We start from the raw sequence: 23,960 nt of genomic DNA, 5'->3' as shown, positions 1-23,960 counted from the left end.
CGTCCTGGCAGGCGTGGGCGGCACTGGGAGTGGTGCTGTGCGCGCTGGTCGTGAGCGTGGCGCAGGTGTCCGCGGCGGGGGGCATGGACAACGCCATCGTCGTACGGGCGGCGCGAGCGTTCTGGAGCGGCGGGTCGCCCTACGCCGACCAGCGCTTCTTCTACTTTCCCAGCGCCATGGTGGCGGCGGCCCCCCAGGTACTCGTGCCGCCTGCCGTGCTGCGGGTGCTGGTGCCGGCGGTGATGACCGGGCTTCTGGTGGCGGGGTGGGCGTGTGCGCTGCGGCTGCACGGGGTGCCGTGGCGGAGCCGATTCGCGGTGCTGGGGCTGGTCGGGCTGGCGGTGGGGTTCGCGCCGTTCGGGCATCTCGTGAGGCTGGGGAACTGGACCGCCACGGCGGCCGCCGCGCTGCCGCTGGCGCTGTTGCTGATGTCACGGGGGAGATGGGGTGCGGCGGGGGCGGTGCTCGGCGCGGCCGTCGCGCTGAAGCCGCTGCTCGCGCCGATGGTGCTGCTGTTCGTGTTCGCGCGGCGGTGGCGTGGGCTGGGGCTGATGCTTCTGGTCCCGGTGGTGGCCTCCGGCGGGTCGGCGCTGCTGATGCGGGACCCGGCGGAGTTCTTCACCCGGACCCTGCCGTCCCTGCTGAGCGGGCACGAGGATTTCGTACGGCTGTATGAGGCATCGTTGGGGGCGGTGCTGCCGAGGCTCGGGGTGCCGCAGCCGGTGGCGAGCGCGGTGGCCGTGGGGGCCGCCGGGGTGGGGCTGTGGTGTGCGTACGGTCGATGGCGCCGTGGGGACGGCGGACCGCTGCGGCTGACGGAGACGGCGTGCCTGCTGATGCTGTCGGTGTTCCTGGTGTCACGGCCCTCGTTCGATCACTACCTGGTGGCCGTTCTTCCGCTGTTGCTCGCGAGTGCGGCGCTGCCCGGTTCGGTGGCCCGCAGCCCGTGGTTCTGGCTCGCGCTCGTTCCACAGGTGCCCGGGTTCACGTGGCCGTATCTGGAACTGCCGACAAGGCGGGCGTTCAAGGACGCGATGACGCTCTGTGTGCTGGCGTTGACTCTGGCCTGGCATCGGCCGCCCGCGGAGGAGCTCGCCCCGGCCGCCCCTGCCCATTCCCCGCCTGAGTCCCCTTCCCAGTCCCATCCCCGAGGGCTCCGCCCCTTCGACCCCGCCAAGGGGGCTGCGCCCCCTGGACCCTCAGGTTCCGGGGCTGCGCCCCTGGACCCCAGGGTTTAGAGGTGGGGCCGGGAGGCGCCGCCCGCCCCCAGGGATCGGGCGTGGCACGCGAGCTCGGGGAAGCGGCGGAGCCCAGCGGCAGCGGTCCGGCCCCGTAGCCAGGGGAAAAGTGGCGGAGCCCAGCGGCAGCGGTGCGGCCCCGTTTTGACCCGTCCCCGCAGGCCCGGCTATTCTGCATGTTCGTTATGTGTATTGGCTTGCTCATTCTCACGTGAGGGGCCCTTACACCGGTCCACCGGGCCGATGACCAGCGACCAGCACGCGGCTTGCGTCACCGCAGTGCGGTCATGGCTGTCGTGATCGTCTTCGGTGACCTTGTCAGGAACCTCACTGAAGAAGCGAAGGCTACGAACCGTGCGTACGTACAGCCCCAAGCCCGGCGATGTGACGCGTCAGTGGCACGTCATCGACGCCCAGGACGTCGTCCTGGGTCGTCTGGCCACCACCGCGGCCACTCTCCTGCGCGGCAAGCACAAGCCCATCTACGCGCCCCACGTCGACACCGGTGACTTCGTCATCATCATCAACGCCGACAAGGTGCACCTGTCCGGCAACAAGCGGACCCAGAAGATGGCGTACCGCCACTCCGGCTACCCGGGTGGTCTGCGCTCCGTCCGCTACGACGAGCTGCTGGCGAAGAGCCCGGAGAAGGCCGTCGAGAAGGCCGTCAAGGGCATGCTTCCCAAGAACAGCCTCGGCCGTCAGATGCTCTCCAAGCTGAAGGTCTACTCGGGCGACCAGCACCCGCACGCTGCCCAGCAGCCGGTGCCGTTCGAGATCACCCAGGTCGCGCAGTAAGTCCGGCCACCCCCTAAGCCTGAAGAGAATCTGAGGAGAATCGTGGCCGAGACCACCGCTGAGCAGCCGGTCGAAGAGACTGAGCTCGTCGACATTGACAGCTACACCACCGAGTCCGAGGTTCCCGTGGAGGGCGAGTACACCTCCGAGTCCCTCGCCTCCGCCTTCGGCGAGCCCCAGCCGGCCGCCGGCCTGGGCCGTCGCAAGAACGCCATCGCCCGCGTCCGGATCGTTCCGGGCTCCGGCAAGTGGAAGATCAACGGGCGCACCCTTGAGGACTACTTCCCCAACAAGGTGCACCAGCAGGAAGTCAACGAGCCCTTCAAGGTGCTCGAGCTCGAGGGCCGCTACGACGTCATCGCCCGCATCGCGGGTGGCGGCGTCTCCGGCCAGGCCGGTGCGCTCCGTCTCGGTGTCGCCCGCGCCCTGAACGAGGCCGACGTCGACAACAACCGTGGCGCGCTCAAGAAGGCCGGCTTCCTCCGCCGCGACGACCGCGCGGTCGAGCGCAAGAAGGCCGGTCTGAAGAAGGCCCGCAAGGCCCCGCAGTACAGCAAGCGCTAATCGTCGCTCGCTGTACCGCACGCATCGCCCCGGCGGCACGTTCTGTGCCGTCGGGGCGGTTCGTTTCCGGGGGGTGATGCTTTATCGCAGGCTTATGCGCGACGCCACACGCCGTACTCCGCACGGCTACATGGGTGGACACGGCAGGGACTCCAGGGAAGGTGGCCGGACACAGGGCAACCGTGTAGTGCGGGCAGCGGTCGATTTCACGGGAACCCGGGATGCCAAGGGAGCCAGGGGATATACGTGACCCCGGCCGAGCCTGGACACTCGGCATGAGCCGTACATACTCAGTACATTCGGAGGACACACAGTGGGACGACTCTTCGGCACCGACGGCGTGCGCGGCGTCGCCAACGCGGATCTGACGGCCGAGATGGCTCTCGGCCTCTCCGTCGCGGCGGCCCACGTACTCGCCGAGGCGGGCACGTTCGAGGGCCACAAGCCGCTGGCGGTCGTCGGGCGTGATCCGCGAGCGTCCGGGGAGTTCCTGGAGGCCGCGGTGGTCGCCGGCCTCGCCAGCGCGGGCGTGGACGTCCTGCGCGTCGGTGTGCTGCCCACCCCGGCCGTCGCGTATCTCACCGGCTCGCTCGGCGCCGACCTCGGCGTGATGCTCTCCGCCAGCCACAACGCCATGCCCGACAACGGGATCAAGTTCTTCGCCCGCGGCGGTCACAAGCTCGCCGACGAGCTGGAGGACAGGATCGAGGGCGTCTACGAGGAGCACCGGACCGGAGCGCCCTGGGACCGGCCCACCGGCGCCGGTGTCGGGCGGGTGACGTCGTACGACGAGGGGCTCGACCAGTACGTCGGGCATCTCCTCGGTGTCCTGCCCCACCCGCTCGACGGGCTGAAGATCGTGCTGGACGAGGCGCACGGGGCCGCCGCCCGCGTCTCGCCCGAGGCCTTCACCCGCGCCGGAGCCGAGGTCGTCACCATCGGCACCGAGCCCGACGGGCTCAACATCAACGACGGGTGCGGCTCCACGCACCTCGACCCGCTGAAGGCCGCCGTCATCGAGCACGGCGCGGACCTCGGCATCGCGCACGACGGCGACGCCGACCGCTGCCTCGCCGTGGACCACGAGGGCAACGAGATCGACGGCGACCAGATCCTCGCCGTGCTCGCGCTGGCGATGCGGGAACGGTCCGTTCTGCGGGGCGACACCGTGGTGGCCACCGTCATGTCCAACCTCGGCTTCAAGCTCGCGCTGGAGCGTGAGGGGCTGAAGCTCGTCCAGACCGCGGTCGGCGACCGCTATGTGCTGGAGGAGATGAAGGAGCACGGGTACGCCCTCGGTGGCGAGCAGTCCGGGCATGTGATCATCCTCGACCACGCGACGACCGGGGACGGCACGCTGACCGGGCTGTTGCTGGCCGCCCGGGTCGCCCAGAGCGGCCGTACGCTCAAGGACCTCGCGTCCGTCATGGAACGGTTGCCGCAGGTGCTGATCAATGTGCGGGACGTCGACAAGTCCCGGGTCCGTACGTCCGCGGAGCTGGCGGGCGCCGTCGCCGATGCGGAGCGTGAACTCGGGTCCACGGGGCGGGTGTTGCTGCGGCCGTCCGGGACCGAGCCGCTGGTGCGGGTGATGGTGGAGGCCGCGGACATCGACCAGGCGCGGTCGGTCGCCGGGCGGCTCGCCGACGCGGTGAAGTCCGCGCTGGGTTAGCTGTTCCGGGTACGGGTGGGGGGAACTGGCGGCTGCGGGCTGCGGGCTGCGGGCTGCGGGCTGTGGGCTGCGGGTTCGTCGTGGCTTGTCGCGCAGTTCCCCGCGCCCCTTACAGGGTGCTCCTCGCCGCCGTACGTTCCCGCTGCTTCGACCACAGCCACTTCTGGGCCAGGAGCGTGAGGGTGCCGGCGAGGACGATGCCCAGGAGGTTCAGGAGCAGTTGCTCCGTGGAGCCCCAGGTCTGGGCGGTGTCGCCGTAGCTCAGGGCCACGGCCGCGTTCGCCGCGGCCGGTACCGTCGTCACCGAGATGGCTACTCCCACCAGGGCGCCCGACTTGGCCGAGGTCAGCGAGAGGGTGCCGGCGATGCCCGCGAGGACCGCCACGACGAAGGAGAACGCGTCGGGGGCGTAGACGAATCCCGTGTTGGGCCGTTCCGCCTTCAGCTGCTCCTCGCTGAACAGGCCGACCGCGTCCATGAAGAGGCTGAAGCCGACCGTCACCGCCATCGCCACCGCGAAGCCCACCAGCAGCGCGATGACGGAGCGGAGGGCGAGGCGTGGGTGGCGTTGCACGAGGGCGGTGGAGAAGCCCGCCAGCGGGCCGAACTCCGGGCCCACCGCCATCGCGCCCACGATCAGGACCGCGTTGTCGAGCACCACACCGCAGGCCGCGATCATCGTGGCCAGGGTGATGAAGGCGACGTACGTGATCGACAGCGTCGACTCCTCGTGCGTCGCGTCCGCCAGGTGCTCCCACAGCACCGCGTCCGCGCCCTCGCCCGGCGCCTCGTCCTCGGCCTTCTCGGCGCGCTTGGAGAGCGACAGGTCGATGTTCTCGACGGCGATGGAGCCCGTCGAGTCGAGGCCCAACGCCCTTAGCGAGCCGATGAGTTCGTCACCCGCCTCGCGCGCCACGTCGCACAGCACCACGTCCCCGGCGGGGTTGCGGGCGGCGCCGGGCAGCACGACCAGGTGCGTCGTACCGACCGTCCGCTCGATGAGGCGCACCACGCCGTCGGTCTTGTCGGACGGTGTGATCAGGCGCAGATGCAGCATGGGGGCAGGCTAACGGTCCCAGGTGGCGGTCCCAGGTGACGGTCAGAGTTTGCGGAGACTGAGGCGCTGCACCTTGTGGTCCGGGCCCTTGCGCAGGACCAGGGTGGCGCGGCCGCGGGTCGGGGCCACGTTCTGGACCAGGTTGGGCCGGTTGATGGTGCGCCAGGTGGTGCGGGCGTAGTCCAGGGCCTCCTCCTCCGACACCTGGGTGTACTTGCGGAAGTAGGAGGACGGGTTCTGGAAGGCCGTCTCGCGCAGTTTGCGGAAGCGGCTCAGGTACCAGCGTTCGATGTCCTCGGTGCGGGCGTCGACGTACACGCTGAAGTCGAAGTAGTCGGCGAGGCCGACGCGGGTGAGGCCGTCCTTGCCGGGGAGGGCGGGCTGGAGGACGTTCAGGCCCTCGACGATGAGGATGTCCGGGCGACGCACCGTGAGCTTCTGCCCGGGGACGATGTCGTAGATCAGGTGGGAGTAGACGGGCGCCGTCACCTCGTCCTTGCCCGCCTTGATGTCGGCGACGAAGCGGGTGAGCGCGCGGCGGTCGTACGAGTCGGGGAAACCCTTCCGCGACATCAGGCCCCGCTCCTGGAGGTCCTTCATCGGGAGCAGGAAACCGTCCGTCGTGACCAGTTCCACGCGCGGGTGCTCGGGCCAGCGGGCCAGCAGGGCCTTCAGCAGGCGGGCGACCGTGGACTTGCCGACGGCGACGGAGCCCGCGACACCTATGACGAACGGGGTGCCGGACTGCGACCCCTGCTCGCCGAGGAAGGTGTTCAGGGCGCCGCGCAGGCCGTTGGTGGCGCCGACGTAGAGGTTGAGGAGCCGGGAGAGCGGCAGGTAGATGTCCCGCACCTCGTCGAGGTCGATGACATCGCCCAGGCCGCGCAGCTTCTCGACCTCCTCGGCGGTCAGCGGCAGCGGCGTCTTGTCGCGCAGCGCGCTCCACTCGGAACGGGTGAGGTCGACGTAGGGAGTCGCCTCCGGCCTGGGCCGGTGGGCGCTCCGCGGCAACGAGGAGACCGGAGAGATCACAGTCCATTGTTAACGGAGTACGAACGGGGTGGCGGGTGGGGTCCGTCACGTTGCCGGGCGGTACGTATGACTTGCGCTGTGTATGACTTGTGTCGGAGGTATGGACCGGAGGTGGGGGAGGGGATAGCGTCCCGGCTGCCGGGAGCGAGCCGTCTCCCGGAGTGTCGGTTTGAGGTGGTCATGCCATGCGTCTTCGTGATGCCGTTCGTATCCGGGACGTCGCACGTATTCGGGATGTCGTACGCCGCGGCTCTACGCGCGTCGAACCGGACTTCGCCGGACGTGTGCACAGCGAACTGGCGGCCGATCTGCCGGACGAGGACCTCGGGGAGTACCTCTACGACTGCATCGACATGTACCGGATGGGAAGCAAGCCCCGGTGCGAGGAGGTCGAGTACCTGGGGATGGTTCAGGAGGCGATCGACCGGATCGAGGAGGGGCGCTGAAGTCTCCGGGCGGTGACGTCTTCGGGTGAGGCTCAGGCGCGGATGTCCCGCCATGCCGCCGGGATCGCCTCGGCCACGTCGTGCGCGCCCGCCGGGGCGCCGTCCGCGGCATAGCGGCCCGCCAGGCCGTGGAGGTACGCCGCGACGCTCCCTGCGTCCAGGGCGGACAAACCGGCGGCCAGCAGGGAGCCGGAGAGACCGGAGAGGACGTCGCCGCTGCCGGCGGTGGCCAGCCAGGCGGTTCCGGTGGGGTTCACCCGGACCGTGCCGCCGTCGGGGCCGGAGACGAGCGTGGTGGAGCCCTTGAGGAGCACGGTCGCGTCATAGCTGCGCGCGAGATCCCGTACGGCGGTCAGGCGCGCCCCCTCGACCTCCTCACGGGAGGTGCCGAGCAGCGCGGCGGCCTCGCCGGCGTGCGGGGTCATGAGGGTGGGTGCGGTGCGGGCGCGTACGGCGTCCCGGTCGGCGAGGCGGAGGCCGTCCGCGTCGAGGAGCACGGGCACGTCGGCGGCGAGGACCTCGGCCACCGGCTCCGCGTCGTCCCCGGCGCCCGGCCCCACCACCCAGGCCTGCACCCGGCCCGCGTGCTTCGGGCCCCGGTCCGACACGAGGGTCTCTGGAAAGCGGGCGATCACGGCGTCCCCGGCCGGACCGACGTACCGCACGGCTCCCGCGCCGCCGCGCAGGGCGCCCGAGACGGCGAGGACGGCCGCGCCGGGATAGCGCGTGGAACCGGCGGCGATGCCCACGACACCTCGCCGGTACTTGTCGCTCTCGGCGGCGGGGTGGGGCAGGAGGGCCGCCACGTCCGCGTGCTGCAACGCCTCCACGTCCGGGTCGGCGGGGAGGGTGAGCCCGATGTCGACGAGACGTACGGAACCGGCGTACTCGCGCGCCGGGTCGATGAGCAGGCCCGGCTTGTGCGTCCCGAAGGTGACCGTCAGGTCGGCGCGGACGGCCGCGCCGCGCACCTCGCCCGTGTCGGCCTCGATACCCGACGGCAGATCCACGGCGACCACGGCCGCACCGGACGCCGCGGCGAGCTCGGCCAGCGGCGCGGCGTCGGGGCGGAGGCCGCCCTTGCCGCCGATACCGACGATGCCGTCGACGACGACGTGGGCGCGTTGGAGGGCGTGGTCCGCCCGGTGGGGCGGGACCACGGTGCCGCCCACCCGGCGCAGGGCTCTGAGGCCGCCGGGGTGGGTGCGGTCGGGGTTGAGCAGCACGGCCGTGACGCCCGCGCCGCGCTTCGCCAGGCGGGCGCCCGCGTACAGGGCGTCGCCGCCGTTGTCGCCGCTGCCGATCAGGAGGACGACACGGCTGCCGTACACCCGGCCGAGCAGGTCCGCGCAGGCCGCGGCCAGGCCGGCGGCGGCACGCTGCATCAGGGCGCCCTCGGGGAGCCGGGCCATGAGCTCGCGCTCGGCGGTTCGGACGGTTTCCACGCGGTAGGCAGTGCGCATGCTGTCGAGTCTCCCGTACGGTCGCTGAACGGCACCCCGCGGCACCCCGAGGCGTCGGCGGGCCACCCATCCAGAGGGCCATCGAGGGGCTACCCAGGGGCCATCGAGGGGCTACCCAGGGGCTACCCATCCTGGGGCCCCACCTAGGGCTCCCCGTCCTGGGGCGCCATCCGCGTGGCTACCCCTCCGCCACCACCACAGCCGACGCGACCCCCGCGTCATGGCTCAGCGAGACATGCCAGGAGGTGACGCCGAGTTGGGCGGCGCGGGCGGCCACCGTGCCCTGGACGCGCAGGCGGGGCTGCCCGCTGTCCTCGACGTAGACCTCGGCGTCCGTCCAGTGCAGGCCCGGCGGGGCGCCCAACGCCTTGGCCAGCGCCTCCTTCGCGGCGAAGCGGGCCGCCAGGGAGGCGACACCCCGGCGTTCGCCGCTCGGGAGGAACAACTCGCCGTCCACGAAGAGGCGTTCGGCCAGCCCCGGCGTGCGCTGCAGGGAGACACGGAAGCGGTCGATCTCGGCTACGTCGATGCCGACCCCGATGATGCTCATGCCCTGCACCTTACGGGCCGGCCGTACGGGGCCGTCATCGGCGTCGGCGGGGACCGCCCGGCACTGCCCGGCACCGTCTCACGAGCCCTGAGTGACCGTGTGCGCCCCCGGGACACTGGGCTCCGAGGACGCAGACGGTTTACGGGGGCGTTGCCGGTCGTCAGTGACGTGGCTTGTCAGTGACGGGGCCGGCTCGTCAGGGGCACGGTTTGCCAGTGACGTGGCTCGCCAGTGACGTTGCTCGTCAGGAGCGCGGCGCGGGATAGGCCTTGGGCAGGCGCATGCCGCGCTCGGTCATGATGTCCCGCACGCGGTTCGGGTAGTCGGTGATGATGCCGTCGATGCCCATGTCCATCAGCGCCTCGATGGTGGCGGGGTCGTCACAGGTCCACGGGATGACCTTCAGTCCGCGCTTGTGGGCCTCGGAGACCATCTTCGCGTCGGGGTAGAAGCGGAAGTTCGGGTCCGCGATCGTGCCGTTCTGCGGGAAGCCGTAGTTGGGAGAGAGCGCGGTGACGCCCGGAATGGCGGCGGCGGCCCTGACGAAGTCGCCGTCGTAGTCGTCGGCGTCGATGCCACCGAGCCACGGGGAGGCGCCCGGCTTGCCGACCTGGAGGAAGTCGTAGTTCGTCAGAGCCACCAGCGGGTAGGACGGCGCGAGCTTGTGCATCTCCTTCAGCGCCCCCCAGTCGAAGGACTGGATGGTGACCTGCTTCTCGATGCCCGAGCGGTGGATCTCCTCGTAGACGCGGCGCACGAACAGCTCGCGCGGCGCGGTCTGCTCGGGCGCGCCCGCCTCGACCTTGGTCTCGATGTTCAGCTTGACCTGGTTGGCCTTGTAGCTCTTGACCAGGTTGAGGACGTCCTTGAGCTCCACCATGCGGAAGCCCTTGATCTGCTCCTGCTCGGGGTAGCCGGGAAGCTGCTGAAATCCGCAGTCCATGGTCTTGACCTGGGCCAGCGTCAGGTCCTTGATGTACTTGCCGACGTACGGGTACATCGGGTCACCCGGCGTCAGTGGGGCGGTGTCCTTGCACTTGTTGGCGCTGACCTGCCGGTCGTGGGTGACAACGACCTTCTGGTCCTTGGTGATCTGGGTGTCCAGCTCCAGGGTGCTCACCCCGAGACGCAGGGCTTTGCCGAAGCCCTCCAGGGACTCCTCGGTGGTCAGGCCCAGGCCGCCGCGGTGGGCCTGCAGGTCGAAGTGGGTCTTCTGGGGCAGGACTTCTTCGGGCTGAGGGGCGGTGGCCGCCTGGGCGGTCGCGGGGAAGGCGAGCGCGGGCACGACAGCCAGTACAGCAAGTGCATGCCGGAGAGACATTTGTACCTCATTTATCTCATATGAAACTCGACCACGCGAGGCTAATCCTCAGGCACAGCCCGCGCGGTGCCCACCCGTTACGGCGCCGCGAACTCCCGGAGAATGATGGCCACCCGGGCGTCGACGAAGGGCTGACACGTACCAGTTCGCTGTCTGAGCTGCATAGGGGTCGCTCGGCTTGAAGTCGTGGAGTCCCTCGACTCGTGACGGTTCTTGACCACTCTTGATCACTGCGTTATGGCCTCGTCGTGAACCTCTTCCCGGCCTCCGCTTATCGTGATCGCGAACGCTGTCTTCCGCGTTCTGATTCGATCAGAGGACCGAATGAACCCAGCCAGACGACGCACGACCTCCGCTGCCGCCATGGCCGTCGTGCTCGCCACCACGGGCGGCCTGCTCACCGCCCTCGCCGCGCCCGCCTCAGCGGCCGTCAGTTGCACTTCTCCCGTCTACAAGCGGGAGTTCTTCGCGAACACCACCTTCTCGGGCACGCCGAAGAAGACGGACTGCGACTCCACGATCAGTCAGAACTGGGGCACGGGCGCCCCCGCTTCGGGCCTGCCGACCAACAACTTCTCCGTCCGCTGGACGGTGACCCGCGACTTCGGCTCCGGCGGCCCCTTCGCTCTCACCGCGTCGACCCAGGACGGCATCCGCGTCTACCTCGACGGCACCCGCAAGATCGACCTGTGGAAGAACGTCTCGTCGACGGTCTCCACGACGGTCAACCTGACCATCCCCTCGGGCAAACACACCCTCCGCGTCGACTACGTCAACTGGACCGGGACCGCGAACGTCAAGTTCGCCTACGCCCCCCGCACTTCCGCGACCGTCGACAAGGTCAAGCCGCTCACCCCGACCGGAACCGCCGTGTCGTACGACACGGCGACAGGGAAGGCCGAGCTCACCTGGTCCAAGAACAAGGAGATGGACCTCGCGGGCTACCGGGTCTACCGCCGCTCGAAGGGCAGCACCTCCTGGACGAGGCTGACGACCACCACCGCCACGTCGTACACGGACGCGACTCTGCCGGTGACCGGCGCGGCGTACTACTACGAGATCCGCGCCTACGACAAGGCCGGCAACGAGTCGACGGGCACCGCCGATCAGCTGGTCACCACCGTCGACCGCACCCCACCCGCCGTGCCGACCGGCCTGAGCACCGCCTCCGAGCCGACGAATCTGCGGATCCGGTGGAAGGCGGTAGAGGGAGCGGCGTCGTACCGGGTGTACCGGGCGGCCAGTGCGGACGGGACCTACACGCGCGTCGCCAGTACCGACCAGGTCTCGTACGCGGACACCTCGGCCGTCGAGGACGCCACCTACTACTACCGGGTGACCGCTCTGGACGCCGCGGGCAACGAGTCCGCGCGGTCCGCCGCCGTCAGCGGCAAGCGCCGGGACCTCACCCCGCCGTCCGCCGTCACCGGGGTGACCGTCACTCCGACCGAGTACGGCTTCGAGGTGCGCTGGGACGCCAACCCGACCCCTGACCTGGCGAAGTACGTGGTCCGACGGGGCGAGCTGTGGGGGGACGAAGAGGAGCAGGTGTGCTCCCTCTACCCGGGCTATTACGTGTCGGCCGACACCACCTCGTACGCCTACACCACCGTCCCGGACGGCGAGGAGTCCTGCTTCATCGTCGACGCCATCGACGACGCCGGGAACTCTTCCTTCCAGTGGACCGGCGAGGCCCAGATCGTGGTCGCGACCGAGCTCGACCTGACGCCGAGCGTGGCGACGCCGGAGGGCTCGCCGGTCGGGTTGACGGCGACTTCCAGTGAGGCGGGCGTCGAGCTGTCCTGGTCTCCGGTGACCGACGCCACCGGCTACCAGGTCTACCGCTGGAATCCGGACGCCAAGGCGTACGAGAAGCTGGCGGCCACGACGGGGACCTCCTACGAGGACACCGGCGCAGCCAAGGGCACGACCCACTACTACTGGGTGACGGCCCAGTACGCGGACGGCACCGAGTCCGCACCCGGCGCCGACTGGGTGGCTCTGGCGCCCTGAGCGGACGGAAGGGGCCCGGAAGCGGCTACGACCCAGGGAGCCCAGGAGCTCCGGGCCCCTTTCTCTGCTGCCGCTTCGGCCGCCACACGAGGTGTGCACGTGTCCCGGAAAGGTATTCCCTCGTGTTCTCCACCGTCTCTGTCATAGGCCTCGGCCACATCGGCCTCCCCACCGCCGCCGCCTTCGCGACCAACGGGATCAACGTCATCGGCGTCGACGTCAACGCCGTCACCGTCGACCTCGTCAACGCCGGCCGTGTCCCCTTCGTCGAGCCCGGCCTGGGCGTGGCGGTGAGCGAGGCCGTGGCGATGGGGAGATTGCGGGCGGCCGGGGTGCCCGAGGCCGCCGACGCGTTCGTCATCGCCGTGCCCACGCCGCTCCGGGAGGACCGCACCGCGGACCTGTCCCACGTGCGTGCCGCTGCCGCCTCGGTGGCCGGAGTACTCAAGGCGGGTGACCTCGTCGTCCTGGAGTCCACCTCGCCGCCCGGCACGACCGTGGAGCTGTCCCGGTGGCTCGGCGAGCACCGGCCCGACCTGACGTTCCCGCACGAGACGGCGGACGTGCCGGATGTGCGGGTCGCCCACTGTCCCGAGCGTGTTCTGCCGGGCCGGACGATGATCGAGATCGTGACCAACGACCGGGTCGTCGGAGGCGTCGGTGTGGGCTGCGCGCAGCGGGCACGGGAGCTCTACGAGGTGTTCACCGAAGGGGAGTGCCTGCTCACCGACGCGACGACGGCGGAGCTGGCCAAGCTCAGCGAGAACGCCTTCCGGGACGTCAACATCGCCTTCGCCAACGAGCTGTCCACAATCTGCGACCAGCTCGGCAGCGATGCCGAGGACGTCATCGACCTGGCCAACCGGCACCCCCGCGTCGACATCCTGCGGCCCGGGCCGGGCGTCGGCGGGCACTGCATCGCCGTGGACCCCTGGTTCATCGTCTCCTCCGCCCCTCGGCACGCCCGGCTCATACGCCTCGCCCGCGAGGTCAACGACACCCGGCCCGACCATGTGCTCGACGAGGTCGTGCGCACGGCCGGGCGGTTCAAGGACCCGGTGATCGCCTGCCTCGGGCTCGCCTTCAAGGCGAACATCGACGACCTGAGGGAGAGCCCCGCCCTGTACATCGTCACGCAGCTGGCCGAGCGTCAGGCCGGCCGACTGCTGGTGGCGGAGCCGCACATCCAGGAACTGCCCGAGTCACTGGCAGGCACAGGCGCGGTCGAACTCGCCGACGTCACCACCGCCGTGCGGGACGCCGACATCGTCGTCCTGCTCGTGGACCACGACGCCTTCCGCGGCGTCAAGCGGACCGCGCTGCGCGGCAAGGCCGTGTTCGACACCCGCGGCCTCTGGCGCTGACGCGCCGCCGCTGCCGTCGTCGGCGGCGAACTCCGACGGCCCGGCACACAGCCCCATCCAGTGGCCGATCGCCCGAACGATACGGTCCGCGGCGCGCCCGTCCCCGTACGGGTTGACCGCTCTCGCCATCGCGGCGTACGCCGACCGGTCGTGCAGGAGCCGCCGGACCTCCTTCACGATGCGCTCGCGGTCCGTGCCCACCAGCCGGGACGTGCCCGCCCGCACGGCCTCGGGGCGCTCCGTGGTGTCCCGCATGACCAGCACCGGCTTGCCCAGGCCCGGCCCTTCCTCCTGGATACCGCCGCTGTCGGTGAGTATGAGGTGCGCGCGGTCCATCAGGCGGGCGAAGGCGCCGTAGTCGAGAGGTTCCGTCAGCCTTACGTTTTCCAGGTGCGCCACCTGGGGCGGTATCGCGGCCCGTATCACCGGGTTGGGGTGCAGCGGCGCCACGATGAGCAGGGCGGGCTCGCTCCGGGCGAGGTCGGCGAGGGCGCCGCCGATGGACTCCATTCCGCTTCCCCACGCCTCCCGGCGGTGGGACGTCACCAGCAGGACTCGGCGGGTGGTGTCGTCGAGGTCGGCCAGCGCCGGGTCCCCGTAACCGTGGTCCGCCGTGCGTCCGACCGCCCAGCGGAGTGCGTCGATGACGGTGTTCCCGGTGACCACGACGGACGATGGGGTGACACCGTTCCGCAGCAGGTTGTCCCGGGCGTGACGGGTGGGCGCGAGGTGCAGGGACGCCAGCTGGGTGGTGAGCCGGCGGTTGATCTCCTCGGGGAAGGGTGCGTACCGGTCGTCGGTGCGCAGTCCGGCCTCCAGATGGACCACGGGGATACGGCTGTAGAAGGCGGCGAGGGCCCCGGCGAAGGCGGTCGTGGTGTCGCCCTGGACCAGCACCGCCTCCGGGCGCTCGTGCCGCAGCAGCGGACACAGGCGGTCGAGGACGCGCCCGGTGATGTCGGCCAGGGACTGACGGTGGGTGAGGATGTCCAGGTCGTGGTCTGCACGGATGCCGAACAACGCGTGCACCTGGTCGAGCAGTCCGCGGTGCTGGGCGGTCACTGTCACCGTCGGCCGGAACATCGGAGACCGGCCGAGCGCCGCGATGACGGGTGCCATCTTGATGGCCTCCGGTCTGGTCCCGTAGACGACCATCAGTCGCTTCACCCGAGTCTCCTTCCGCGGCGCCGCACCGCGTTCGCACCGACCACACTGGTGGCCGGGGTTCCCTGGAGCTTAAGTAGCGCTCGTCGGGCACCAGCGAATCGGTAGGCGGCACCGAGGGCGATCAACTCCTCGACCGGGGGACAGGACGGGGCACTGGCCCTTTGGCGGGGGAAGCGGGGGTCGCGTCCGTGGGGGTGGTGTACCAGTTCAGTTGGGGTGCAACACATCCGGAAGATGTGTTGCACCTGCGGTTCAACACGTATCCGCACGCGGCCGTCGAGCACCTCAAGCAGTGGCGGACGGTTGAGCTGCTTGCCGAGCCGGCGTGACGCGCGCTGGGGCTTGAGCGGCGGTGAGGTCACACCATACGTACTTGCCACGCGTGCCGTACCGGTCCAACGGCTGCCAGCCCCACAGGTCGGCGCAGGCTCGGACGAGCGCCAGCCCGCGTCCCTCTTCCGACTCGGTCAACTGGTTCAATGGACATGACAGTTCGGGAGGTTCGGGGTCGGCGTCCCACACGCCGATCCGCAGCACGTCGGCCAACCAGCGCATGTGCAGGGCGGCGGGCCCCTTGGTGTGGCGTACGGCGTTGGCGACCAGCTCGGTCGCGAGCAGTTCGGCGGTGTCGGCGAGGCGGATCAGGCCGTGCATGGTGAGGACCAGGCGGAGGGTGCGGCGGCTGATGGGGACCGCGCGGGGGTCGTTGGGAATGTGGAGGGAGTACTCCCACGGTTCGTTTTTAGCGTTTTCGAGCATGCGTCAACTCCGGTTCAGGGTGGGGGTTTCGGAGATCTGCGGGCGTTCGCGGGCGGTGGCAGTGCCTCAGCCGTCATGGCAGGACGGAGTGGTGCGCTTCCGGGGTCCCGGTAACTCCGCAGCGTGTGCGTCGCGTCACTGACGGTAGACCGAACATGTAACCCGCGACAAGCTGGTCGCGTAATCTGACCTCGAACGAGCCGCGCCTACCGGCGCGTTGAACCGAGGGGCAGTCGATGACGACGAGGCGCGAACCAACAGCACGTCAGATGCGCCTGGCAGTCGAACTGCGCAGACTCCGTGAGGCGTCAGGTCTCAAGGCTCGCGAGGCGGCAGCACTGCTCGGCGTGAGTCACGTCCAGATGAGTCACATCGAGTCCGGCCTCACTGGCGTGAGCGAGGAGCGGCTGCGTCGCCTCGCATCCCACTACGCCTGCACGGACCAGGAGTTCATCAACGCCCTGATCGCCATGGCCACGGACCGAACACGCGGCTGGTGGGAGGATTACCGGGGCCTGCTGCCCACGTCATTCCTGGATCTCGCGGAACTGGAGCACCACGCCACTTTCCTGCACGAGGTTGCGATCCTGTACGTACCGGGCCTGCTGCAGACGGAGGGTTACGCCCGAGGTGTCTTTTCCTCCAGGGTGCCCGAACTTACCGATAATGAACTGGAGTTGCGTCTGCGCCACCGAATGCGGCGCCAGCAGATCACCATCCCGTACGAGTTGGTGATCCACGAGTGCGCCCTACGCATCAGAGTCAGCGACCGGGCCACCGCTCGGATTCAACTCGCCAAACTCGTGGAGCTCTCCACAACCGACCACATCAACGTGCGCGTCATCCCGTTCGACCTGGACGGTTTCGGTAGAGCAGCCAGCACTATGACGTACGTCGGTGGTCCGCTCCCCAAACTCGACACCGTCGTGCGCGACGTGCCCCACGGCTTGGCCTTCATCGACTCCGAAGCACAGCACAGCGTCTTCCGAACGCGCTTCCGTAAAGTGGAAGCCGTATCACTCGACTCCGTGCGGTCGCGTGACTTCATCTACCGACTGGCGAAAGAGCTGTGAGGCACCCCATGGTCACCCCCGGCAACTGGCGGAAGTCGTCCTACTCAGGCCCCGACGACGGCAACGCCTGCGTAGAGATCGCCAACTCCTCCACCCACATAGCCATCCGCGACTCCAAGGCCCCGGCCAGAGCAACGCTCTCCTTCCCGACCGGAGCCTTCGCCCCCTTCATAGACGCCCTGAAGTCGGCTCGCTCCACCGTCGGTGACTTCGCCAAGGTTCCGCCGAACGAGCCTCTGTAGTCGCGTAATTCCAACAATCGGCTGGCGAAGGAGCAGTGAGGCACCCCATGGACTCCCTCGACAACTGGCGGAAGTCGTCTTACTCCGGCGCTGGCGACGGCAACTCCTGCGTGGAAATCGCAGACCGCCACTCCCACATAGCCATCCGCGACTCCAAGACCCCGGCCCGAGCCCCCCTCACCTTCCCAACCGAAGCCTTCACCACTTTCGTCGATGCCCTGAGATCTAGATCTTCGAGGCTGAGTGGCGGCCTGCCTGAGTAATTGGCAGATCTGGGCCACGGGCAACCCCGGTAAGGCCTGGTCAACAACGTCAGAGCTGTCCCAAATCTGCCAATCGCTGACCTGCGCGACAGGCGCGGGGCGAGGCCGTCTGTTCATGCGCCTGGCCCAGGTAGAGCGCCACGAGGTAGCAGGCGACCAGCTGGGTCAGGAACGCCTTCGCGGACGCGACGGCGACCTCCGGGCCCGCGTGGGTGTACAGCACCGCGTCCGATTCGCGCGGGATCGTCGAGCCGTTGGTGTTGCAGATCGCGAGCTCACCCACGCACGCCGCCGTCCGCGACTCAAAGACCCCGGCCAGAACCCCCCACCGTCCCGGCCGGAGCCTTCGTCACCTTCATCGGTGCCCTGAACACCGATCGGCTCACCGCGGCAGACGTACGGTGATCAGTCCAGCTTGCCCAGCTGGGTGTCCAGGATCTGCGCGGGGAACTCGAAGTCCTCGCCCGTGACGGCGGACGCGAGGTTCATGGCGCCCACGGCGACGACGGTGGAGCCCTTGCGGGCCACGACGGCCTTGAAGGGCATCGTCTCCTTGCCCTCGGTCACCATCGTCATGGTCATCGCGACGGCCTCGTCCGCGCCCTTGGGTGCCTCGGTCTCCACCACCTTCGTGATCTCCCCCTTTTCGCCGGCCGCGGTGGTGGTGAAGCCGCCGGCGCACTTCTCCAGGGCCGCCTCGGTGTCCTTGAGAACCGTCTCGGCGCCCCCGTCCTCGTAGGTCGCGAGCGTCACGAAGACCTTCTCGACGTCGAGGGAGGCGAGCATCGCCTCCTCGGACATGGCGTCGGCGTCGGACGGCTTCTCGGCCTCCTCCGTCCACATCCGCTTCACCGCCGCCGCCGGCTCACCCTGGGCGGCGCCGGACTGGACGAGGGCGAGCGGTGCGCAGGCCGCGCCGTCCGCCTCGACCTGGTCCTTCGTGACGTCGTCCTCGCTCCCGTCGATCTTGGTGTCGACCTCGCCGTTGTCGACGTCCGCCTTGGCCAGCGCGGCCTTCTCCAGCTCGTCGGCGCTCAGGGCCTTCGCGGCGGCGGGCGCGGAGGAGGCGGAGGCGGTGGCCTCGTTCTTGGCGTCGCTTCCCTTGTCACCGTCGTCGGAGGAGCCACCGCAGGCGGTGGCGAGGAGGGCGAGGGTGGCGGCGGAGGCGGCAAGGCCGACTCGACGAACTGCGGTCGATCTCAAGGCGGTGGTTCTTTCTCTTCAACCACGGTGATTCCGCGGTGCTTTACCCATACTTTAAATACAGCGGCTTCACAGTTGATCACTGATTTATCGGTCGGTATCCGAACGTGATGTCGACGCTCTTCGGCCCCCTCGCTCCACCGTCACCGACTTCGCCAGGTTCCGAGGCTGATCCACCTCGTTCCCGCGGGCCGTCGCCAGCTCGCACGCGAAGACCTGCAACGGGACCGTCGCCACCAGGGGTTGGAGGAGTGTCGGCGTGGCAGGGATGCGGATCAAGTGGTCCGCGTACGGGACGACCGCCTCGTCGCCCAGGGGCGACCAGGTCGACACCGTCCGACCCAGCGAGGACACGGGAGTTTCTGGTCCTCTGACGGGGAAGGCGGGGGCTGGGCAGCTCATCCCGCGCATCGCACGCACGGGGATCGAATCGGGCGAACGGCTTGGTCGGCACCGCTGGAAGATCGAGCGGTCGATCGCCTGGTTGTTCGGCTACCGCCGCCTCACCGTCCGATACGAGCGAACCGGCTCACACTTCCTCGCCTTTCTCGGCCTCGCCGCCCTGACCTGCTACAAGAAGCTCTCAAGACTGAAGTCGGGCAGCGGGAGACCATAGCGGTCCCCCGCTGCCGGAACGTGATCAGCGGCCAGGCTGGGGCGCGACTGATCCGGCCCGGGTCACCGGTGCCTGCAGCTCTGTCACCCAGTCGTCACGATTTTCGGGACACTCCAGGTTGATCTCGCGGGGGTATCCGGTCGACTGGTAGCCGTTGGCGTCGATCCAGCGGGCCAAGGCCTGGGCGGTGGGGAGCACGGTGTCCATCGAACCGCGGTGCACGATGGTCGCCGCCTCGTCGAGGGACGGCAGGTCGAGGATTCGGAAGGCACCGTCCTGGAGAGGGGCAGAGACCTGGACGGCGGCGTGGACGCTGATCCTGCCGCCGCCCTCCGGGGCGTCCTCGTAGTACGCGACGCCGGGGCCCGTGGGGGTGATACCCGCCGAGCCCAGGCACCGGAACAGCTCGTCGTAGAGCGGCCCGATGACCGGGCTGATGTCCTCGGGCTCGTAACTCGCGGCGGTCGCGGTCAGTTCCGCCACCCGGACGGAAGGGACGCTCTTGATGACAACGTCGTTGGTGGGCATGTGCCCCTCACTCTCGATCGCTCGGAGCCTCGCCTCAACCTGGACCAGCCGTGCTCCCGCGACAGCCATCGCGGTCTCCAGTTCGGCCCGCCGCAGCCGCAGCATGCCGCGCAGTTCATCGAGGCCGACCTTCTCGTCCACGATGTCCTGGACCTGCTGGAGAGTGAATCCGAGGTCCTTGAGCGCGATGATCCTGTTGAGGCGGGCGAGCTGGGTGGCGGTGTAGTGGCGATAGCCGCTGGCGGGGTCGACGTGGGCCGGGCGCAGCAGTCCGGTCGCGTCGTAGTGACGCAGCATCCGGACCGAGACGCGGCCGTGCCGGGCGAAGTCTCCGATGGTGAACATGATGTCTCCGAGCTGACCGCCTGACACGGTGTGAGGGTCAAGAAGCTACGACGACAGCACCCGTCGGCCGCCCTTGAGCCGCCTGAGGATGAGCGGCCTCAACTGGATGCCGGCGGCCGGGCGGTGGTCAGTCCCGGTGTGACGAGGGTGAGCCAGCGGTTGCGGGCGGCGGGAGGCTGGTCGGTGGGGGCGGTGGAGAACAGCAGGTAGATGTCGTTGACGGTGACGTCGGGATGAATGTCGCCGTCGGCCTGGCCGGCGCGGATGAGGGCGGCGACGGCTGCGCCCGCGCGGTCCTCGGTGGCATGGTCGACCGGCTCCGCGCCGAGGGCCTGGGCGGCGGCCTTGACGGCACGGTCGGCCGCGGATGCCTCGACCACGCGGCCGAGGAACGCGGTCAGCTCGTCCGCGGCGCGGGTGCCTCCGGTGACGCGTTCGAGCGCGGCCTCGGCATCGTCGGCGACGCGGGCGACGTACTCGGCGACGACGGCCGCGACCAGGTCCGTCTTGGTGGGGAAGTGCCGGTACAGGGTTCCCACGGCTACGCCTGCCGCGGCGGCGATCTCGTCCATCCCGACGTCGGGGCCGTGTGCGGTGATCTGCTCGCCCGCGGCGGTGAGGATCTTCTTGCGGTTGCGGACCGCGTCGGCGCGTGGCGCCCGGGCCTGGGACATCGAGCTCGCCTGCCCTTCCCTTTGCATCAAGGTGAACTGTGGTTCAGAATAGATGTGAACCGTAGTTCATCTTAGTCGTGAGGAACCGCCATGCCCGCCACGCCCGCCAAGACCGCCCTTGTCACCGGTGCCTCCTCCGGCATCGGCGAAGCCACCGCCCTCAAGCTCCAGGAACTCGGCTACACCGTCTACGGCGCTGCCCGCCGCACCGACCGCCTCCAGAAACTCGCCGACCACGGCATCCGCCCTCTGGAGATGGACGTCACCGACGACGACTCCCTGCGCTCCGGCGTCGAGAAGATCACCGCCGAGACCGGCCGCATCGACGTCCTGGTCAACAACGCCGGTTACGGCTCCTACGGCGCCCTCGAAGACGTCCCCCTGGACGAGGCCCGCTACCAGTTCGAGGTCAACGTCTTCGGCGCCCTGCGTCTGACCCAGCTCGTCCTGCCCCACATGCGCGCCCAGCACAGCGGCACCGTCGTCAACATCACCTCGATGGGCGGCAAGATCTACACCCCGCTCGGCGGCTGGTACCACGGAACCAAGTTCGCCCTCGAAGCCCTCAGTGACTCCCTGCGCCTTGAGGCCAAACCCTTCGGCATCGACGTCGTCGTCATCGAACCCGGCGGCATCGCCACCGAATGGGGCGGCATCGCCGCCGACAAGCTGGAGAAGTCCTCCGGCACCGGCCCTTATGCCGCCCAGGCCGCCGCGGTGGCCTCTTCCCTGCGCTCCGAGGCCAACGCGAAGCGCAACTCTCCGCCCACCGTCATCGCCGACGCCATCGGCAAGGCCGTCACCGCCCGCCGCCCCAGGACCCGCTACGCCACCGGCTTCGGCGCCCGACCCCTCATCGCCCTGCGCCGGATCCTTCCCGACCGCGCCTTCGACACCGTCATCTCCCGGGCGGTCGGCCTCCCCCGGTGAAGGGTCCGCGAAGGCGTCGCCGCGTCAGCAGCCCGAGCCGCTGTCGCCCCGGCCAGGCCCTCTCGGCTTCCCGGCCGGAGCCCTCACCACCTTCATAGAAGCCCTGAAGAGCCAGGCTCACTCCACCGTCACCGACTTCGCCAGGTTCCGAGGTTGATCCACCTCGTTCCCGCGGGCCGTCGCCAGCTCGCACGCGAACACCTGCAACGGGACCGTCGCCACCAGCGGTTGGAGGAGTGTCGGTGTGGCGGGGATGCGGATCAGGTGGTCCGCGTACGGGACGACCGTCTCGTCGCCCTCCTCCGCGATCACGATCGTTCGTGCGCCCCTCGCCCGGATCTCCTGGATGTTGGACACGATCTTGTCGTGGAGGACGGAACGGCCGCGAGGTGACGGTACGACCACCACCACCGGGAGGTCCTCCTCGATCAGGGCGATCGGGCCGTGTTTCAGCTCGCCCGCTGCGAAGCCCTCCGCGTGCATGTACGCGAGTTCCTTCAGCTTCAGGGCGCCCTCAAGGGCCACCGGGTAGCCCACGTGCCGGCCCAGGAAGAGCACCGTGCCCTTGTGGGCGAGCGAGCGTGCCAACGCCCGTACCGGCTCCATGGTGTCCAGGACCCGCTCGACGTCCTGGGAGCTGCGGGAGAGTTCCCGGACGACCGCCTGGATCTCGTCGCCCCACTTCGTGCCGCGCACCTGGCCCAGGTAGAGCGCCACGAGGTAGCACGCGACGAGCTGGGTCAGGAACGCCTTCGTGGACGCGACCGCGACCTCCGGGCCCGCGTGGGTGTACAGCACCGCGTCCGACTCACGGGGGATCGTCGAGCCGTTGGTGTTGCAGATCGCGAGCACCTTGGAGCCCTGCTCGCGGGCGTGCCGCAGCGCCATCAGCGTGTCCATGGTCTCGCCGGACTGGGAGATGGCGATGACCAGCGTGCGCGGGTCGAGGATCGGGTCGCGGTAGCGGAACTCGCTCGCCAGCTCGACCTCGCACGGGATACGGGTCCAGTGCTCGATGGCGTACTTGGCGATGAGGCCCGCGTGGAATGCCGTACCGCACGCGACGATCACCACCTTGTCCATCTCGCGCAGCTCGGAGGCGCCGATCCGGACCTCGTCCAGGGTCAGGGAGCCGGACGCGTCGATGCGGCCCAACAGGGTGTCGGCGACCGCCTTGGGCTGCTCGGCGATCTCCTTGAGCATGAAGTAGTCGTAGCCCCCCTTTTCCGCCATCGACGCATCCCAGTCGACGTGGTACGAGCGCACGTCCGCCGGGCGGCCGTCGAAGCCCGTGACCAGGACACCGCCCCGGCGCAGCTCCACCACCTGGTCCTGGCCCAGCTCGATCGCCGACCGCGTGTGGGCGATGAACGCGGCGACGTCCGAGGCGAGAAAGGCCTCGCCGTCTCCGACGCCCACCACGAGCGGCGAGTTACGGCGTGCGCCCACCACCACGTCCGGCTCGTCCGCGTGCACCGCGACGAGCGTGAACGCGCCCTCCAGCCGGCGGCACACCAGCCGCATCGCCTCCGCGAGGTCCGCGCAGGAGGAGAACTCCTCGGCCAGCAGGTGCGCCACCACCTCGGTGTCCGTCTCGGAGGACAGCTCGTGCCCGCGCTCGGCGAGCTCGGCCCGCAGACAGGCGAAGTTCTCGATGATGCCGTTGTGCACGACGGCCACGCGGCCCGCGTTGTCGAGGTGCGGGTGGGCGTTGGTGTCCGTGGGGGCGCCATGGGTCGCCCAGCGGGTGTGGCCGATGCCCGTGGGGCCGGTCGACAGGGGGCGCTCGGCCAGCTCCTTCTCCAGGTTGAGCAGCTTCCCGGCCTTCCTGGCGGTGGCCAGGCCCCCGTCGGCCAGGACCGCCACGCCCGCCGAATCGTACCCCCGGTACTCCAGCCGCTTCAGGCCGGCCAGGACCACGTCGAGTGCGGGCCGTGCGCCCACATATCCCACGATTCCGCACATACCAGCCCCTTCAGGGTGCCCGAGTTCGGGAAGTTTGTGTGTGTTTGATGTGACTTTACGTGACGATGTAGTGCAGGTAAGCCTCAAATCGGGTGACCTCACGCGCGCGGCGCACCCAACGGCCCATCCGTGACGCGTTCGCTGGTCGCATGACCAGAACACGAATGACCGGAACGCGCGTCTCCGCCCGCCGCACGGCGATCGGCGGTGCCGCAGTCGTCCTCGCCCTGCTGGCCGTCCTCCCGATGAACGCGGCCGCTGCCGCGGCAGACCCCGCGCCGCCCGCGCCGGGACCCGCCGCCGACAGCGTCCCCGGCATGTCCTCGGGCTCCGACCAGGGCCAGGGCTCGGACTCCGGCCAGGGCTCGGACTCCGGCCAGTCCGCCGACTCGGGCCAGTCCTCGGACTCCGGCCAGTCCGATCAGTCCTCGCAGTCCGACATGCTCGGCCAGGCGCCGTCCTCCGGGGCGCAGGAGTCGAACACGTCGGAGAGCGGGATGGGTTCGCAGGGCATGGCCGCCGGACCGGCGGACTGATCGCGTACGCACCGCATCATCGAGGCGGCCGTCGGGTCCGTGGTCTTCCGAGCCACGCGACCCGGCGGCCGCGGGCCGTTCCGGGACATGGGTCACGACCTGCCCACGCGGGCGCGGTTCAGGGGGGCGACGGGGTGACGG

The 23,960-nt window shown here is 69.7% G+C and carries 22 protein-coding genes and 4 pseudogenes; 13 read left to right on the top strand and 13 right to left on the bottom strand.

Translation table 11 applies throughout. The features are described from left to right. Positions 1-23: 23 nt before the first annotated feature. From FPZ41_RS29850 to glmM, 4 genes are all read left to right on the top strand, one after another. Positions 24-1,238: a glycosyltransferase family 87 protein gene (locus tag FPZ41_RS29850; RefSeq protein WP_152866756.1), complete on the top strand. Its 1,215-nt coding sequence runs from the start codon at positions 24-26 to the stop codon at positions 1,236-1,238. Between the two features lie 354 nt (positions 1,239-1,592). Further along, positions 1,593-2,036, top strand: coding sequence for a 50S ribosomal protein L13 (gene rplM, locus FPZ41_RS29845; RefSeq protein ID WP_131562760.1), 444 nt, complete (start codon positions 1,593-1,595; stop codon positions 2,034-2,036). 42 nt (positions 2,037-2,078) lie between these two features. Beyond that, the gene (rpsI, locus tag FPZ41_RS29840) at positions 2,079-2,600 is read left to right on the top strand and encodes a 30S ribosomal protein S9 (RefSeq protein WP_131562758.1); all 522 of its coding nucleotides are present in this window, start codon (positions 2,079-2,081) and stop codon (positions 2,598-2,600) included. A 313-nt stretch (positions 2,601-2,913) separates the two neighbouring features. Further along, positions 2,914-4,272 (top strand): phosphoglucosamine mutase, encoded by a 1,359-nt coding sequence (glmM, locus tag FPZ41_RS29835; protein WP_322620890.1) that lies wholly within the window; start codon positions 2,914-2,916, stop codon positions 4,270-4,272. Positions 4,273-4,381: 109 nt separating this feature from the next. Here glmM and FPZ41_RS29830 read toward each other — a convergent pair whose 3' ends face one another. Next, positions 4,382-5,329: a DUF389 domain-containing protein gene (locus tag FPZ41_RS29830; protein WP_152866750.1), complete on the bottom strand. Its 948-nt coding sequence runs from the start codon at positions 5,327-5,329 to the stop codon at positions 4,382-4,384. 42 nt (positions 5,330-5,371) lie between these two features. Beyond that, the gene (gene coaA / locus FPZ41_RS29825; protein ID WP_131562752.1) at positions 5,372-6,361 is read right to left on the bottom strand and encodes a type I pantothenate kinase; all 990 of its coding nucleotides are present in this window, start codon (positions 6,359-6,361) and stop codon (positions 5,372-5,374) included. A 185-nt stretch (positions 6,362-6,546) separates the two neighbouring features. Between coaA and FPZ41_RS29820 the strand changes: the two genes are divergently transcribed. Next, positions 6,547-6,807: a hypothetical protein gene (locus FPZ41_RS29820; protein WP_152866749.1), complete on the top strand. Its 261-nt coding sequence runs from the start codon at positions 6,547-6,549 to the stop codon at positions 6,805-6,807. A 32-nt stretch (positions 6,808-6,839) separates the two neighbouring features. Here FPZ41_RS29820 and FPZ41_RS29815 read toward each other — a convergent pair whose 3' ends face one another. From FPZ41_RS29815 to FPZ41_RS29805, 3 genes are all read right to left on the bottom strand, one after another. Further along, positions 6,840-8,270 carry an NAD(P)H-hydrate dehydratase gene (locus tag FPZ41_RS29815; RefSeq protein ID WP_152866748.1) on the bottom strand — a complete coding sequence of 477 codons (1,431 nt, stop codon included), beginning with the start codon at positions 8,268-8,270 and terminating at the stop codon, positions 6,840-6,842. Positions 8,271-8,448: 178 nt separating this feature from the next. Further along, a complete protein-coding gene (locus FPZ41_RS29810) occupies positions 8,449-8,820 on the bottom strand; it encodes a holo-ACP synthase (RefSeq protein WP_131562746.1) in 372 nt (123 codons plus the stop codon). A gap of 244 nt (positions 8,821-9,064) precedes the next feature. After that, on the bottom strand, positions 9,065-10,141 hold the full coding sequence (locus FPZ41_RS29805; RefSeq protein WP_152866747.1) for a glycerophosphodiester phosphodiesterase family protein: 1,077 nt from the start codon (positions 10,139-10,141) through the stop codon (positions 9,065-9,067). 324 nt (positions 10,142-10,465) lie between these two features. Between FPZ41_RS29805 and FPZ41_RS29800 the strand changes: the two genes are divergently transcribed. Next, a complete protein-coding gene (locus FPZ41_RS29800) occupies positions 10,466-12,154 on the top strand; it encodes a PA14 domain-containing protein (protein ID WP_152866746.1) in 1,689 nt (562 codons plus the stop codon). Positions 12,155-12,276: 122 nt separating this feature from the next. Then, positions 12,277-13,455: pseudogene (wecC, locus tag FPZ41_RS29795) on the top strand (UDP-N-acetyl-D-mannosamine dehydrogenase); the annotation flags it as partial. Here wecC and wecB read toward each other — a convergent pair. Continuing rightward, entirely contained in the window at positions 13,357-14,685 is a 1,329-nt protein-coding gene (gene wecB, locus FPZ41_RS29790) for a non-hydrolyzing UDP-N-acetylglucosamine 2-epimerase (protein ID WP_322620889.1), read from the bottom strand. The pseudogene wecC and the gene wecB sit on opposite strands and share 99 nt — an antisense overlap. Positions 14,686-14,970: 285 nt before the next feature. Then, positions 14,971-15,444, bottom strand: coding sequence for an ATP-binding protein (locus tag FPZ41_RS29785; protein WP_152866744.1), 474 nt, complete (start codon positions 15,442-15,444; stop codon positions 14,971-14,973). 236 nt (positions 15,445-15,680) lie between these two features. On the opposite strand from FPZ41_RS29785, the gene FPZ41_RS29780 reads away from it, so the two are divergent. Genes FPZ41_RS29780 through FPZ41_RS29770 form a run of 3 tightly spaced genes read left to right on the top strand, consistent with a single transcriptional unit; the run spans position 15,681 to position 17,022 of the window. Next, entirely contained in the window at positions 15,681-16,517 is an 837-nt protein-coding gene (locus FPZ41_RS29780) for a helix-turn-helix domain-containing protein (protein ID WP_152866743.1), read from the top strand. Next, the gene (locus FPZ41_RS29775) at positions 16,514-16,759 is read left to right on the top strand and encodes a DUF397 domain-containing protein (RefSeq protein WP_407698833.1); all 246 of its coding nucleotides are present in this window, start codon (positions 16,514-16,516) and stop codon (positions 16,757-16,759) included. Before FPZ41_RS29780 ends, FPZ41_RS29775 begins: the two co-directional genes overlap by 4 nt. 47 nt (positions 16,760-16,806) lie before the next feature. Then, on the top strand, positions 16,807-17,022 hold the full coding sequence (locus tag FPZ41_RS29770; RefSeq protein WP_152866742.1) for a DUF397 domain-containing protein: 216 nt from the start codon (positions 16,807-16,809) through the stop codon (positions 17,020-17,022). Positions 17,023-17,143: 121 nt separating this feature from the next. On the opposite strand, the pseudogene FPZ41_RS50385 reads toward FPZ41_RS29770, so the two are convergent. The 3 genes and pseudogenes from FPZ41_RS50385 to FPZ41_RS50380 all read right to left on the bottom strand — a co-directional run. Next, a pseudogene (locus tag FPZ41_RS50385) lies at positions 17,144-17,341 on the bottom strand (SIS domain-containing protein); the annotation flags it as partial. 86 nt (positions 17,342-17,427) lie between these two features. After that, positions 17,428-18,225 carry a hypothetical protein gene (locus tag FPZ41_RS29760; RefSeq protein ID WP_152866741.1) on the bottom strand — a complete coding sequence of 266 codons (798 nt, stop codon included), beginning with the start codon at positions 18,223-18,225 and terminating at the stop codon, positions 17,428-17,430. A gap of 87 nt (positions 18,226-18,312) precedes the next feature. After that, positions 18,313-18,537: pseudogene (locus FPZ41_RS50380) on the bottom strand (hypothetical protein); the annotation flags it as partial. 94 nt (positions 18,538-18,631) lie between these two features. Here FPZ41_RS50380 and FPZ41_RS29750 point away from each other — a divergent pair. Then, positions 18,632-18,841: pseudogene (locus FPZ41_RS29750) on the top strand (hypothetical protein); the annotation flags it as partial. A 24-nt stretch (positions 18,842-18,865) separates the two neighbouring features. Here the strand turns inward: FPZ41_RS29750 and FPZ41_RS29745 are convergent. Next, positions 18,866-19,714 carry a MerR family transcriptional regulator gene (locus FPZ41_RS29745; RefSeq protein ID WP_152866740.1) on the bottom strand — a complete coding sequence of 283 codons (849 nt, stop codon included), beginning with the start codon at positions 19,712-19,714 and terminating at the stop codon, positions 18,866-18,868. A 98-nt stretch (positions 19,715-19,812) separates the two neighbouring features. Next, complete coding sequence (locus FPZ41_RS29740; protein ID WP_152866739.1) at positions 19,813-20,388, bottom strand: TetR/AcrR family transcriptional regulator; 576 nt, start codon at positions 20,386-20,388, stop codon at positions 19,813-19,815. Positions 20,389-20,478: 90 nt separating this feature from the next. Here FPZ41_RS29740 and FPZ41_RS29735 point away from each other — a divergent pair, with 90 nt between their 5' ends. Then, complete coding sequence (locus tag FPZ41_RS29735; RefSeq protein ID WP_152866738.1) at positions 20,479-21,318, top strand: oxidoreductase; 840 nt, start codon at positions 20,479-20,481, stop codon at positions 21,316-21,318. A gap of 117 nt (positions 21,319-21,435) precedes the next feature. Here FPZ41_RS29735 and glmS read toward each other — a convergent pair whose 3' ends face one another. Beyond that, positions 21,436-23,283 carry a glutamine--fructose-6-phosphate transaminase (isomerizing) gene (glmS, locus tag FPZ41_RS29730; protein ID WP_152866737.1) on the bottom strand — a complete coding sequence of 616 codons (1,848 nt, stop codon included), beginning with the start codon at positions 23,281-23,283 and terminating at the stop codon, positions 21,436-21,438. 149 nt (positions 23,284-23,432) lie between these two features. On the opposite strand from glmS, the gene FPZ41_RS29725 reads away from it, so the two are divergent. Then, complete coding sequence (locus FPZ41_RS29725) at positions 23,433-23,819, top strand: hypothetical protein (RefSeq protein WP_152866736.1); 387 nt, start codon at positions 23,433-23,435, stop codon at positions 23,817-23,819. Positions 23,820-23,960: the final 141 nt, after the last annotated feature.

Origin of the sequence: Streptomyces acidicola (assembly GCF_009377235.1) — a bacterium.
GTDB classification, from domain to species: domain Bacteria; phylum Actinomycetota; class Actinomycetes; order Streptomycetales; family Streptomycetaceae; genus Streptomyces; species Streptomyces acidicola.
Note: the sequence above shows the minus strand (reverse complement) of the source record. Positions and strands in the feature narration are given on the sequence as shown.